The sequence below is a fragment of the Delftia sp. genome (genome assembly GCF_059499305.1).
Genome location: NZ_JCABYI010000001.1, coordinates 154,375 through 167,656, shown reverse-complemented (window position 1 = coordinate 167,656; position 13,282 = coordinate 154,375). Strand labels below are relative to the sequence as shown.

Genomic DNA, 13,282 nt, shown 5'->3' with positions numbered 1-13,282 from the left:
TTCTGACTGAGTGAAAACCATGCCGCGTCCCATTCTTGCCACCATCCATTCCGCCGCGCTTCGCCACAATCTGGAGCGGGTGCGGCAAGCGGTCCCCGATGCCAAATTGTGGGCCGTGGTCAAAGCCAACGCCTATGGCCACGGTATCGAAAACGTGTTCGAGGCCCTGCGCGGCGCCGACGGCTTCGCCATGCTGGACCTGGCCGAGGCCGAGCGCGTGCGCCAGCTGGGCTGGCGCGGCCCCATCCTGCTGCTGGAGGGCGTGTTCGAGCCGCGCGACCTGGAGCTTTGCTCGCGCCTGTCCATCTGGCATGCCGTGCATTGCGACGCCCAGATCGACTGGCTGGCCGCGCACAAGACGCAGAACGGCCACCGCGTCTTCCTCAAGATGAACTCCGGCATGAACCGCCTGGGCTTCACGCCCGAGCGCTTTCGCGCGGCCTGGGCCCGGCTCAATGCCTTGCCCCAGGTGGAGGAAATCTCGTTCATGACCCACTTCAGCGATGCCGACGCAGGCGCTGGCCAGTCGGGCATCTCCGCGCAGCTGCAGCGCTTTCACGACGCCACGTGCGACCTGCCCGGCGAGCGCAGCGTGGGCAACAGTGCCGCCACGCTGCGCCATGGCGACGATGCCCAGGTGCGCTGCGACTGGGTGCGGCCCGGCATCGTGCTGTACGGCAGCTCGCCCGACTATCCGCAGCACACGGCGGCCCATTGGGGCCTGCAGCCCACGCAGACCCTGAGCTCGCGCATCATCGGCGTGCAGCAGCTGGCTGCGGGGCAGAGCGTGGGCTATGGATCGCGCTTCACGGCCGAAGCTCCCGTGCGCCTGGGCACCGTGGCCTGCGGCTATGCCGACGGCTATCCGCGCCACTGCGGCACCGGCACGCCCGTGCTGGTCGACGGCGTGCGCACCCGCACCCTGGGCCGCGTGAGCATGGACATGCTGGCCGTTGACCTGACGCCCGTGCCCGATGCCGGCATGGGCAGCGAAGTCACGCTGTGGGGCCGCGCCGGCAACGGCGCCGTGCTGCCCATCGACGAGGTGGCCGAGGCGGCCGGCACGCTGGGCTATGAACTCATGTGCGCCGTCGCGCCGCGCGTGAACAAGGCCGTCGATTGATCAGGGCGCGGCCTGGACGCTATCCCTGGCCCGTTCCAGCAGCGCCATCATCTGCTGTTGCGCGGCAGGCTCCCAATCCTTGAGCAGCCGCGCCGCCAGCGCCTGGCGCGACTGGCGCAGCCGGTCGAACAGGGCTTGGCCCTGGGGGCTGAGGCTCAGGCAGCGCACGCGGCGGTCGCGGGCGTCCGGTTCGCGGTCCAGCCATCCCTGCTCCTGCAGCTGCGCCAGCATGCGCGCGAGCTGGGCCTTGTCCATGTGGCTGTGGTCGACCAGATCCCTTTGCGTGCGGCCCGGGTGCCGGCCCACGTACATCAGCACGCGCACCTCGTTGGGCGTCAGCCCGGGCTCCATGGACTCCATGTCCTCGCGCATGCGCGAGCGGAACAGGTGCAGCAGCTCGTGCATGGCCTCGAAGATATCGGCGGGCAGGGAGGCATTCATGGCAGGGTCTTGTGGAAATATGTTGACAAAGTCAACGGATGACAGAGAATTGGTGGACTAAATCAACATTCTAGGCCGTCACAGGCCGTTTCGCCAATGAACTTGCCCAATCCAGCCAACTCTGCCGTGGCGCCTGCCCCCGTCGTCCACCGTGTCCGCCATCCCTTCCGCGCCCGCCATGTGCAATTGCTCTCGCGCGAGCAGCCCAGCCCCGGCTTTGTGCGCCTGACCCTGGGCGGACCCGAACTGGAGGACTTCGTCAGCTCGGGCTTTGACGACCACGTCAAGCTCATCCTGCCCCAGGCCGGGCGCGAACTGCCCGCGCTTCCCGTGCTGCTCGATGGCCGCCCCACCTTCGTGGAGGACGAGCGCCCCACCTTGCGCGACTACACGCCGCTGCGCTACGACGCTGCGCGCCAGAACCTCATCATGGATTTCGCACTGCACGATGCCGGCCCCGCCACCGAATGGGCGCTGACCGCGCCCCTGGGCCAGTGGGTGGGCCTGGCCGGGCCGCGCGGCAGCCTGGTGATCTCGGCCAACCTGCCATGGCATTGGCTGTTCGGCGACGAGACCGCCATGCCCGCCATCGAGCGGCGCCTGGCCGAGCTGCCCGCCGGCAGCCGCGCCGTGGTGCGCGTGCAGCTGCGCAACCCTGCCGACCGCCGCCAGTGGAAGAGCACGGCCCAGCTGGACTGTGCCTGGGTCGAATCGCTGGCCGACGCCGTGCAGGCGCTGGAGCTTCCCCAGGACGACGACGGATATATCTGGGCGGCGGGCGAGCACAGCGCCATGGCCGAGCTGCGGCGCCTGCTGCTGGCCAAGGGCGCCGCGCCCAAGCGCATGCGCGTGGCCTCGTACTGGAAGCAGGGCCAGGCAGACCACCATGAAGACCTGAACGATCCCAGCTGACCTGCGTGGAGAAAAGCAAGAAAGGCACAGACGAAAAAAAGCCCACCGAAGTGGGCTTTTTTTCGTGGTGGTTGCGCGAGAAGGATTTGAACCTCCGACCTTTGGGTTATGAGCCCAACGAGCTACCAGACTGCTCCATCGCGCGGTAATTCCGCAGTAATTTCGTTTCACCGCATTTTGTGCAGCGAAGAAGGCAACTATAACCGATATCTCTTTGTCACGCAACTGCGTTAGACAACAGGCAGGCGGGCGGGGCGGCAGCCACCGCTCGGTATAGTGCCCAACCCATGGCCAAAGACAAAACCACGTTCATCTGCAATGCCTGCGGCGGCTCCAGCCCGCGCTGGCTGGGCAAGTGCCCGGCCTGCGGGGCCTGGAATTCGCTGATCGAGGCCGTTGCCGAGCCTGCGGGCGCGGGCAAGAACCGGCTCAGCCAGCCGCAGGGCTATGCGGGCCTGGCCAACGCCCAGGCCGTGATGCCGCTGTCGGCCATCGAGGCCCAGGACGTGGCGCGCACGCCCAGCGGCATCGAGGAGCTGGACCGCGTGCTGGGCGGCGGCATTGTCGAAGGCGGCGTGGTGCTGATTGGTGGCGACCCCGGCATCGGCAAGTCCACCCTGCTGCTGCAGGCCATGGATGCGCTGCACCGCGTGGGCTTGCCCACGCTGTATGTCACGGGCGAGGAAAGCGGTGCCCAGGTCGCGCTGCGCTCGCGCCGCCTGGGGCTGGAGGCCAGCCAGGTCAATGTGCTGGCCGAGATCCAGCTGGAGAAGATCCTCGCCACCATGGAGGCCACGCAGCCGGCCGTGGTCGTCATCGACTCCATTCAGACCGTGTACTCGGACCAGCTGTCCTCGGCGCCGGGCTCGGTGGCCCAGGTGCGCGAATGCGCGGCCCACCTCACGCGCGCGGCCAAGACCACGGGCATCACCGTGATCCTGGTCGGCCATGTGACCAAGGAAGGCGCCCTGGCCGGCCCGCGCGTGCTGGAGCACATGGTGGACACCGTGCTCTATTTCGAGGGCGACACGCACAGCAACTTCCGCCTGGTGCGCGCCATCAAGAACCGCTTTGGTGCCGTCAACGAGATCGGCGTCTTCGCCATGACGGAGAAGGGCCTCAAGGGCGTCACCAACCCCAGCGCCATCTTCCTGTCCCAGCACAGCGAGCCGGTGCCGGGCTCCTGCGTGCTGGTCACGCTGGAGGGCACGCGGCCCATGCTGGTGGAAATACAGGCCCTGGTCGACCAGGGCGGCCCCGCGCCCCGGCGCCTGTCCGTGGGCCTGGACCGGGACCGGCTGGCCATGCTGCTGGCCGTGCTCAGCCGCCATGCGGGCGTGGCCTGCGCGGACCAGGATGTCTTCGTCAATGCCGTGGGCGGCGTGCGCATCAGCGAGCCGGCGGCCGACCTGGCCGTGATGCTGTCCATCACCTCCAGCCTTCGCGGCCGCGCCCTGCCCAAGGGATTCCTGGCCTTTGGCGAAGTGGGCCTGGCCGGCGAAGTGCGCCCCGCGCCGCGCGGCCAGGAGCGCCTGAAGGAAGCCGCCAAGCTCGGCTTCACCATGGCCGTGGTGCCCAAGGCCAATGCGCCCAAGAAGGCCATCCCCGGCCTGACCGTGCATGCCGTGGAGCGCGTGGACGAAGCCATGAACATCGTCCGAGGGATGGGCTGAGGCACTGCCTTGCCGAGCGCATTGCGGGGGCATACGCACTGTCCGCAGCGGTCCTGCGGCGCCTCCATAAGACAATCGGCGCCATGAATTTGCGCAATATCCTGATTCCCCTGGGTCTGCTCGTACTGCTGGTGGCTGCGCACCAGTCCTATGGCTGGATGGGCGTGGTTGCCGTGGGCGGCGGCATCATGATGTGGCTGCTGCTGCATTTCACGCGGCTGATGTCCATCATGAAGAAGGCCTCGGACCGTCCCATGGGCTATGTGGGCAGCGCCGTGATGCTCAACGTCAAGCTCAAGCCCAAGGTCTCGCTGATGCACGTGGTGGCCATGACGCGCTCCCTGGGCGAGCGCCTGTCCGAAGACGGCCAGCATCCCGAGATCTACCGCTGGACCGACGGCACGCAATCCCATGTGACCTGCGAGTTCATGCATGGCCGGCTCGTGAAGTGGACCCTGGTGCGCCCCACGCCCGAACCCGAACCGCGACCCGAGACGGTGGCGGCCCCCGAGGCAGCCCCCGCGCCCTAAAATAGCGGGTTGGTGTTCTGTTCAATACCCCCAAGGATGTTTCTATGAGCCCCGTTGTTCCCTCGATGGCCGATCGTGACGGCAAGATCTGGATGGATGGACAGCTGGTGGACTGGCGCGATGCCAAGATCCACGTGCTGACCCACACGCTGCACTACGGCTGCGGCGCATTCGAGGGCGTTCGGGCCTACAAGACCGAACAGGGGCCGGCCATCTTCCGCCTGGAAGACCACACCAAGCGACTGTTCAACAGCGCCAAGATCCTGCGCATGCAGATCCCGTTCACCCAGGAAGCGGTGAACCAGGCCCAGGTGGAGGTCGTGCGTGCCAACCAGCTGGAATCGTGCTACCTGCGCCCGCTGACCTGGATCGGCGACCGCAAGCTGGGCGTCTCGCCCAAGGGCAACACCATCCACCTGATGGTGGCTGCCTGGGCCTGGGGCGCCTACCTGGGCGAGGAAGGCATGCAGCGCGGCATCCGCGTCAAGATCTCCAGCTTCACGCGCCACCACGTGAACATCACCATGAGCCAGGCCAAGGCGGTGAGCAACTACACCAACTCCATCCTGGCCAACACCGAGGCGCTGGACGACGGCTACGACGAGGCCATCCTGCTGGACGCCTCGGGCTTCGTCTCCGAAGGCTCGGGCGAGAACATCTTCGTCATCAAGGACGGCGTGGTCTACACGCCCGACCTGTCGGCCGGCGCGCTCAACGGCATCACGCGCAATACCGTGATGCACATCTGCAAGGACCTCGGCCTGGAGGTGGTGCAAAAGCGCATCACGCGCGACGAGCTGTACATCGCCGATGAAGTCTTCTTCACCGGCACGGCCGCCGAAGTCACGCCCATCCGCGAGGTGGACCGCATCGAGATCGGCGCGGGCAGCCGCGGCCCCCTGACCGAAAAGATCCAGCAGGCCTTCTTTGACATCGTCAACGGCCGCAACCCCAAGTACGCCCATTGGCTGACTCGGGTCTGAGAAAAATGACCCCCACGCTACCCTTGCTTTGCAAGGTCCACTGCCCCCCGAGGGGGTGCTTTTCATCTTGGGGCGGCCCGGCGATGAAAATGACAGATACCCACGAAAGAGATAAGTAAGCATGACAACGAATGCCACCGTCGAACTGGCGGCCAAGGACCTCAACGCCCAGGGCGGCGTGTTCTGCCCCAGCCCCAAGGCCGACATGAAGCTGTGGAACAGCCATCCCAAGGTCTACCTGGACGTGGCCCACACCGGCGAGGCCAAGTGCCCCTACTGCGGCACGCTGTACCGCTTGAAGGCCGGCGAAGTCTTCGCAGGCGGGCATTGAGCAAAGCGGGCCTCGGCCCGCTTTGCGTGTCTCAGCGCGCCGACAGCGCGCGGCCCCAGATGCTGCCGGGCGCAGCACCTCCGTGCAGGGCCAGCATGTCCGTGAAATGGCGCCGTTCCCCGCCGCGCAGCTTGACGATGGGCGCCGCCACCTGCGGCGCCTTCGCCAGGCACAGCTGGGGGTAGAGCAGGTACCACTTCCAGCGCAGGGCGCGGTGGTAGAAGAAGGCGGTGTCCTCGGCCTTGAACAGCGTGAGCCGGGCATCGGACAGCCGGCGCATCACCTGCTGGGCCGTCACATGGATCAGAAGGTAATTTGGATCGGGGATGCCCTGCAGCACCTCGGCGGCGTCGGGCCGCGACTGCAGGCGCTGCAGGTAGGCCGCAGGGCCCTCCACGATCAGCGCCTGGTGAAACTCCTTTTGCCATTCCGATACAAAGCGCGAGCCGGCCGGAGCGCAGAATGACCAGCTTTCGATCACGGGGTAGCGCCTGTCCCTGGTGAAGCCCTCAAGGTAGAAGCCGGTCAGCTCGGTGGCGCCTGCGCCGGCGCCCATCCAGTCCAGCGGCGCGGTCAGCAGCGTGGTGGCATCGAACCAGTAGCCGCCGTGGTGCGCCACCAGATACAGGCGCAGCCAGTCCGATTGCTTGGTGGGGTGGAGTTCGGCAAATGCCGCAGGAAGGTCGCCGCAGGCCACGTACTGGCCCAGGCTCTCTGGTGTCACGACGATGACCTGGTGATCCGGGCATTGCCGCCGCCAGCTGTCCACGCACTGCTGGACGAAAGGGTCCAGGCCGGACTGGTTCCAGTACGTCCAGATCGTCTTCGGGATGTCCGCTGCAAGACCATCGGCTGCCGGGGGCGATGGGGGCAGCTGCAAGGGCGCGGGCATGGTGTAATCTGCGCCGATTTTGGAAGGGGCTGCCCAGCGATGGAGCAGCCTGAATAAGACCGCAGGAATTTTTTTCATAGCGGATGGAAAGCGGAATGCCCGCATTTTGGGGCAGAAAGTCGCGGTCTTGATGAGATTTGACAAGTCGAAGCTGCCAGGGCTCCTCACGACCCTGGCCGCTGTTCTGGTGCCCGGACTGGCCTTGTGGCTGCGTTCGGGCTATTCCTATGGCGCGGGCCTCATGGCCCTGGGCGCCCTGTGTTTTCTGCCCCGCTGGGTCCGGTACAGGCAGTCGCCTGGCACCTGGCTGCTGGTGGCACTGTTCATGGGCATGGCGGTGATGTGGTACCACCTGTCCGTGCTGGACGGGGGCACCGGTCAGTTCGACCGCCCCGTGAAATTCATCCTGGGCGCGGTCAGCCTGCTGTTCGCCATGTGCTACCCGCCCACGGCGCGGATCTTCCTGTGGGGCATACCGCTGGGCAGCGCAGGCGCGGGCTTCATGGCCCTGTGGCAGGTCTGCGTGCTGGGCATGGAGCGGGCCACGGGCTACACCAATGCCATCCAGTGGGGCAACATGGCCTTGCTGCTGGGCTGCTTCTCCTGCATCTATGCCATGTCCTTCTGGCACCAGCGCTCCCTGCTGTGGCGCCTGCTGGTGCTGGCGGCCGCTGCAATGGGTGCGCTGGCTTCGCTGCTGTCGGGCTCGCGGGGGGGCTGGCTGGCGCTGCTGCCGATGTTCCTCATGCTGATGGTGCTGGTGCGCATGTACCGCCCGCAGTACTTCGGGCGCCTGTTGCTGGGCTGCGCTGCAATCGTGGTGGCGCTGGCCACCGTGATGGCCTTCATACCCCGCGTCAGCGAGCGCGTCGACGAGGTCTACCTGGATGTGAGCAACTACCTTCATGCCGGCAACTCCGACACCTCGCTGGGCACCCGGCTGGAGCAGTACCGGCTGGCCGTGCAGATGATCGGCGAGAAGCCCCTGCTGGGCTGGGGCATGCAGGGCTATGTGGACGAGATGCACCGGCGCGTGGACGCGGGTGACTATGGACGCTCCATCCGCGAATACAACTTCATCCACAACGACTTCCTGGACATCTGGGTCAAGCTCGGCGTGCCGGGCGTGCTGCTGCAGGCAGCGCTGTTCATCTCGCTGCTGTGGCTGTTCTGGCCCTCACGGCGGCGCATGGCGCTGTGGCCTGCGGACAGCACCCCCTGGCGCGAGGCCCTGCTGCTGCGTATCCTGGGCAGCCTGATGCCAGCCATGTACCTGGCGTTCGGCATGTCACAGCAATTTTTCGTGCACAACAGCGGCATCGTCTTCTTCGTCTTCCTCGTGGTGGCCCTGTGGTCATCGCTGCATGGCCTGGAAAGGGCCAGCGGAGCCGTGCGGTGACGGAGCGCGCCACCACCGCCCGGCCCCGGGTGCTGCACTTCGTGACGGGCGGCTTCTCGGGTGCCACCCAGGTGGCGGTGGATCTGGTGTCGGCGCACCGCGCGTCGGGCCGCTTCGACGCCAGGCTGGTGCTGCGGCGCAAGCGCAATACCTCCGATGAACGCGTGCAGAAGCTGCGCGACGGCGGCATCGATGTCGACGTGGTCGCCGGCTGGTCCCATGCCGCCACCGTCTGGCAGCTGCGCCGCATCTGCCTGGACTTCCGGCCGGACATCGTCGTCGCCCATGGTTTCAGCGACCACCTGTGGGGCCGCTTTGCCGCGCTGTGGGCCGGCGTGCCCTGCCTGGTGCATGTGGAACACAACTCGCGCGAGCGCTACACGCGCTGGCGGCTGGCGCAGGCCCTGTGGCTGACCGAGCGCACGGCCGCCATCATCGGCTGCTCCGAAGGCGTGCGCCAGAGCCTGCAGGACCGTGGATTTCCTGCCGCCAAGCTGATGGCCATCAGCAACGGCATCCGGCCCGAGCCCTATCTGCAGGAGCCGCCCCCCTTGCTGCAGCGCCGCCCGGACATCGTCATGGCCGCGCGCTTTGCGCGGCAAAAGGACCATGCCACCTTGCTGCGCGCGCTGGCCGTGCTGCGCCAGCGCGGCCTCAAGCCCACGCTGACCCTGGCCGGCGGCGGCAAGGCGCGCGCCCAGCAGGCGGCGCAGCGGCTCAGCGCCGAACTGGGCCTGCAGGATCAGGTGCAATTCATCGGCATCTGCAACGACGTGCCCGGCCTGCTGCGCGCGCACCGCGTCTGCGTGCTGTCCACGCACTACGAGGGCATGCCCCTGTCCCTGCTGGAGGGCATGGCGGCGGGCTGCGTGGTGGTGGGCAGCCGCGTGGTGGGCGTGCAGGAAGTGGTGCGGCCCGGCGACAACGGCCTGCTGGCCGCGCACGCCGACCCTGAATCGCTGGCCGACGCCCTGCAGCAGGCGCTGCAGGATGACGAGGCCGCCGTGCGCATGGCCGCCACCGCGCGGCAGGAAGCCCTGTCGCACTACAGCCTGCAGCGCATGACCGGCCAGTACGAAGACCTGTTCGCCCGCCTGCTGCAGGGGGAGCGTCCGTGACCTGGCTCAGCATCCTGGTGCCCGTCTACAACGTGGTGCCCTACCTGGAGGAATGCCTGCAGTCCGTCATGGACCAGGCCGATGCCGGCGTGCAGGTGCTGGTGCTGGACGACTGCTCCACCGATGACTCCTGGGCCCTGATGCAGCAGCTGGACCAGCGCTGGCCCGGCCGCCTGCAGCTCATGCAGCATGAGCGCAACGCCGGCCTGAGCGCGGCGCGCAACACCATGATCGAGGCGGCCACGGGCGACTACCTGTGGTTTTTGGACTCCGACGACAAGCTGCTGCCCGGCGCGATTGCCGGGCTGTCGGCCATCGTGAAACAACATGCGCCCGATGCCGTGCTCTGCGACTTCTCCGTCTGGCGCGAGGCCCCGCGCCTCAAGCACCGCCTGCGCGGCGAGGCGCACCGGCACAGCTTCCAGGGCCCCACGCTGCAGCGCTCGCAGGACCGGGGCGCCCTGCTGGCCGGCCTGCTGCGCACGGGCCAGCTGCATGCCTGGTCCAAGATCTCGCGCCGCAGCCTGTGGGATGCCGGCCTGCGCTTTCCTGCAGGCCGCTATTTCGAAGACATGATGACCATGCCGCAGATGGCGCTGCGCTGCAGCAGCTTCTACTACCACCCCCAGCCCTGGGTGGCCTACCGGCAGCGTGCCAACTCCATCCTTGCGTCCATGACGCCTGCCAAGGCCGCAGACCAGTCCGCCGCCCTGTGGCCGTTGGCGCAGGCCGTGCAAGCCCTGCAAGATGATGCGCTGCGCAACGACGGGCGCCTGCAGTTCGCCTGGGCGCACCAGGCTGCGCGCAACCTCATCGGCGCCCTGCGCTTTCTCGACCGGCAGCGGGACATGCCGCCCGCGCAGCGGCAGGCGCTGGCGCAGCAGTTCCTGGCGGACTTCGGCCGCATCTCCCCGCTGTCCCTGCCGGCCCTGCGCCAGGCCTATGTGCGCAGGGGCTGGGTGCTGCGCGCCTGGAAGCTGCGCAGCTGGGAGCAGTGGGCACGCCAGCAAGGAGCCCCTGCATGAGCGCCCTGAAACTGAAAACCCGGGGCGAGCTGTGGCTGGCGGCGGGCATGCGCCGCTTCTACGCCACCTTCGCACGCCGCCTGGAGCAGGGCCCCGCGCCCGACTTCCGCAGCCACGACATTGGGCCTGCGGCGCCCGTGCCCGTCTCCACGCCCATACCCCGCATCATCTGGGCCTACTGGAATGGCGACTCGGTGCCGCTGCTCATACAGCGCTGCTTTGACAACTGGGCCCGCCTGAACCCCGGCTACAGCCTGCGCATCCTCAACGACGCGCAACTGCCGCAATACGTGCCGCAACTGCCCGGCAACCTGCAGCAGCTGCCCGTGGCCAAGCGCTCGGACTGGCTGCGCCTGGAATTGCTGCACCGCCACGGCGGCATCTGGCTGGACGCCAGCACCATCCTCACCGAGCCGCTGGACTGGCTGTTGGAGCAGCAGCAGCGCAGCGGCGCCGACCTCGTCGCCTACTACCTGGAGCGTTACACCCGCGACCCGCAGGTGCCCGTGGTCGAGAACTGGCTCATGGCCGCGCCCCCGGGCAGCGCCTTCATCGCGGCCCTGCACAAGGAATACGTGGAACAGGTCCTGCCGCAGACGGGCGAGGCCTATATCGCCCAGCTCCAGCAGGCCGGCGATTACGAACAACTGCGCCAGGGCATCGACATGCCCGCCTACCTGAGCATGCACCTGGCCATGCAGCGCGTGCTGCGCGCCGGCGGCAGCTACCGGCTGCGGCTGGCCAAGGCCGAGGACGGCCCCTTCTTCCTGCACGTGCAGGGTAACTGGGGCCGCACCCCGCTCAAGATCCGCCTGATGTTCTCGCGCACCGAACTGGCGCCCGTGCCGCTGATCAAGCTGCGCGCGCCCGACCGCAAGAAGCTGGACTTCTACCTGGAGCGCGGCCTCTACGTGCCCGACAGCATCGCCGACCGATACCTGCGGGGCTGAGTGGCGAGCGCGGACTGGGCCATCAGCCCATTGCCGTCTCATGCAGGTAGTGCCACAGCACCCCTTGGCCCGCACGTTTGAGGATCACGACTGATCGGCGCGAGGTCTCCACGCCGTCCAGGCGATGGGTTTCCAGATAGCGCATGGCCAGGCCGGCCGCGTCCCGCCATACGGGCTGCATGTCGCAGACGCATATCTCCAGCCCTGGCCGCTGGCCGGCCGCGCGCCGGAACATCTGTTCCACATCGTCCAGGCCGACGAGTCTGCCCGTGGTGGTCACCATGCTGAACTCCGGGCTGAACTGCGGCATCAGCGCCTGCAGCGCGGCCTGTGCGCCCGCTGGTTGGGTGAAGACGGTGTGGATCAGCTCGTGCACCCGGTGGATGCTGCGTTCGGCGATGCCGATGTCAATGTCACGGTCGATGGGCTTGTTGTCTTGCATGGTGGTCCTCGGGGGTGTGCAGCGATCGCAGTTGCAGCAGGGGTACAAGCCCTGCCAGCGATGCGATCAGAAACGTCATGTGATAGGCCCGGCCTGCGTCCAGGCGGGTGGCGAGCGTGTTGAAAACCATCAGGAAGAACGCAGCGCCCACGCTGAAGGCCATCTGCCGGTTGATGTTCCAGATCACGCTGGCCTGCTGCGTCTGCCGGCCATCGAAGTCCAGCAGCGCCGTCGTCTGCGCGGTATTGGCCCCCAGGCCGCCGCCCAGGCCCATCAGGCCGTAGGCGGCCGCCAGCAGCCAGGGGTCGGCAGGGGCCGCCACGGCGGCCAGCGCCGCAATGCCCAGGCTGTGCAGCACCATGCTGGCGATGAACAGGGGCCGTGCGCCCGCGCGGTTGTACAGCCGGCCGCCCACCAGCATGGACACCAGGGCGCCGCCGGCGTAGACCATCATGAATCGGCCTGTGGCCTGCGCGCTCAGATGCAGCATGTCCTGCAGGTAGAAGATGTTGAGCAGGTTCACGCCCGTGAACACGCCGGGAATGGCGTGGTAGACGGCCACCGACATGCGCAGGCGCGGGCTTTTGAGCAGTTGCAGTTCCATAATGGGGTGGGCCGTCTTGCGGGCATGGAGGGCATACAGCACCGTGAAGGCCAGGCCCGCCGCCATGCCCAGCCAGGCCAGCGCCAGGCCCTGGCCCGAACCTTGGCCTGCGCCATAGAGCGACATGCCCAGCAGCCAGGCGGCCAGCGCGGCGCTGACCAGCACCAGGCCTTTGAGGTCCGGCCGCTGCCGGGCCGTGGCCGGTGCATCGCGCACCCACAGCCAGGCCAGGCCTGCGGCGGCCAGGGCCAGCGCAATATTGGAATGGAACACCCAGCGCCAGGAGCCGTGGTCCACGATCAGCCCGCCCAGCCAGGGCGAGAGGGCCGGTGCAATCAGCGCCACGGCCATGACCAGCGTGGAGACTCGCGCGCGCTCCGGTCCCTGGAACCGGTTGAAGGCCAGGGCCTGGCCCACTGGGATCACCAGCCCGCCCGCCATGCCCTGGATGAAGCGCCAGCCCACCAGCTGGCCGAAGCTGCCCGCCTCGCCGCAGGCCCAGGCGGCCAGGGCGAAGGCCAGCATGGAGCCCGCCATCAGCCCGCGCGCGCCCCAGCGGTCGGCCAGCCGGGGGGCGAGGGGAATGGCCAGCGTCAATCCCAGCATGTAGGCATTGGCCACCCAGGCACCGGCCGAGATGCCCACATGGAACTCGGCCGCAATCGTGGGCAGCGCGACGGCGGGCATGAAGATGTTGATGCAGTCGACGAAGAAACCCATCAGGAAAACGGTGGCCAGGCGGTATCGGTATGTCATCTTGCGCTTTCAGGAGGGGCAAGACTAAAGAGCGCGGGCGGCCACGTCGATGGGGCTATGCTGGACTCTTTGTTTGACTGGATTGAACAATGACCCCCGCAAG

The 13,282-nt window shown here is 67.6% G+C and carries 14 protein-coding genes and 1 tRNA gene; 10 read left to right on the top strand and 5 right to left on the bottom strand.

Translation table 11 applies throughout. The annotated features are described in order from the left end of the window. Positions 1-19: 19 nt before the first annotated feature. Complete coding sequence (gene alr / locus AC5I49_RS00855; protein WP_047218852.1) at positions 20-1,123, top strand: alanine racemase; 1,104 nt, start codon at positions 20-22, stop codon at positions 1,121-1,123. Here alr and AC5I49_RS00850 read toward each other — a convergent pair whose 3' ends face one another. Continuing rightward, entirely contained in the window at positions 1,124-1,564 is a 441-nt protein-coding gene (locus AC5I49_RS00850) for a MarR family winged helix-turn-helix transcriptional regulator (RefSeq protein ID WP_016448589.1), read from the bottom strand. A 96-nt stretch (positions 1,565-1,660) separates the two neighbouring features. On the opposite strand from AC5I49_RS00850, the gene AC5I49_RS00845 reads away from it, so the two are divergent. Next, on the top strand, positions 1,661-2,476 hold the full coding sequence (locus tag AC5I49_RS00845) for a siderophore-interacting protein (RefSeq protein WP_016448588.1): 816 nt from the start codon (positions 1,661-1,663) through the stop codon (positions 2,474-2,476). Between the two features lie 68 nt (positions 2,477-2,544). Here AC5I49_RS00845 and AC5I49_RS00840 read toward each other — a convergent pair. Then, positions 2,545-2,621, bottom strand: a tRNA-Met gene (locus AC5I49_RS00840). A 142-nt stretch (positions 2,622-2,763) separates the two neighbouring features. Here AC5I49_RS00840 and radA point away from each other — a divergent pair. The 4 genes from radA to AC5I49_RS00820 all read left to right on the top strand — a co-directional run bounded on the left by radA (position 2,764) and on the right by AC5I49_RS00820 (position 5,993). Next, positions 2,764-4,149, top strand: a complete 1,386-nt coding sequence (gene radA / locus AC5I49_RS00835; protein WP_016448587.1) for a DNA repair protein RadA — start codon at positions 2,764-2,766, stop codon at positions 4,147-4,149. A gap of 83 nt (positions 4,150-4,232) precedes the next feature. Further along, positions 4,233-4,679, top strand: coding sequence for a hypothetical protein (locus AC5I49_RS00830; protein ID WP_047468078.1), 447 nt, complete (start codon positions 4,233-4,235; stop codon positions 4,677-4,679). Positions 4,680-4,723: 44 nt separating this feature from the next. After that, a complete protein-coding gene (locus AC5I49_RS00825; protein ID WP_016448585.1) occupies positions 4,724-5,662 on the top strand; it encodes a branched-chain amino acid transaminase in 939 nt (312 codons plus the stop codon). Positions 5,663-5,783: 121 nt separating this feature from the next. Next, positions 5,784-5,993 (top strand): zinc-finger domain-containing protein, encoded by a 210-nt coding sequence (locus AC5I49_RS00820; protein WP_012202256.1) that lies wholly within the window; start codon positions 5,784-5,786, stop codon positions 5,991-5,993. Positions 5,994-6,024: 31 nt separating this feature from the next. On the opposite strand, the gene AC5I49_RS00815 is transcribed toward AC5I49_RS00820, so the two are convergent. Then, positions 6,025-6,885: a capsular polysaccharide synthesis protein gene (locus AC5I49_RS00815; protein ID WP_154833187.1), complete on the bottom strand. Its 861-nt coding sequence runs from the start codon at positions 6,883-6,885 to the stop codon at positions 6,025-6,027. Between the two features lie 130 nt (positions 6,886-7,015). Here AC5I49_RS00815 and AC5I49_RS00810 point away from each other — a divergent pair, with 130 nt between their 5' ends. Genes AC5I49_RS00810 through AC5I49_RS00795 form a run of 4 tightly spaced genes read left to right on the top strand, consistent with a single transcriptional unit; the run spans position 7,016 to position 11,377 of the window. Then, complete coding sequence (locus AC5I49_RS00810; RefSeq protein ID WP_047468084.1) at positions 7,016-8,284, top strand: O-antigen ligase family protein; 1,269 nt, start codon at positions 7,016-7,018, stop codon at positions 8,282-8,284. After that, positions 8,281-9,402: a glycosyltransferase gene (locus AC5I49_RS00805; RefSeq protein WP_495788699.1), complete on the top strand. Its 1,122-nt coding sequence runs from the start codon at positions 8,281-8,283 to the stop codon at positions 9,400-9,402. The genes AC5I49_RS00810 and AC5I49_RS00805 overlap by 4 nt, the downstream gene beginning before the upstream one ends. Next, on the top strand, positions 9,399-10,427 hold the full coding sequence (locus AC5I49_RS00800) for a glycosyltransferase family 2 protein (RefSeq protein WP_203400279.1): 1,029 nt from the start codon (positions 9,399-9,401) through the stop codon (positions 10,425-10,427). The genes AC5I49_RS00805 and AC5I49_RS00800 overlap by 4 nt, the downstream gene beginning before the upstream one ends. Then, positions 10,424-11,377: a glycosyltransferase family 32 protein gene (locus AC5I49_RS00795; RefSeq protein ID WP_495788698.1), complete on the top strand. Its 954-nt coding sequence runs from the start codon at positions 10,424-10,426 to the stop codon at positions 11,375-11,377. The genes AC5I49_RS00800 and AC5I49_RS00795 overlap by 4 nt, the downstream gene beginning before the upstream one ends. A 22-nt stretch (positions 11,378-11,399) precedes the next feature. Here AC5I49_RS00795 and AC5I49_RS00790 read toward each other — a convergent pair whose 3' ends face one another. Together AC5I49_RS00790 and AC5I49_RS00785 are read right to left on the bottom strand one after the other, a co-directional pair. After that, entirely contained in the window at positions 11,400-11,819 is a 420-nt protein-coding gene (locus AC5I49_RS00790) for a DUF4440 domain-containing protein (protein ID WP_374006546.1), read from the bottom strand. After that, positions 11,791-13,179, bottom strand: coding sequence for an MFS transporter (locus tag AC5I49_RS00785; RefSeq protein WP_495788697.1), 1,389 nt, complete (start codon positions 13,177-13,179; stop codon positions 11,791-11,793). Before AC5I49_RS00785 ends, AC5I49_RS00790 begins: the two co-directional genes overlap by 29 nt. Positions 13,180-13,282 lie beyond the last annotated feature (103 nt).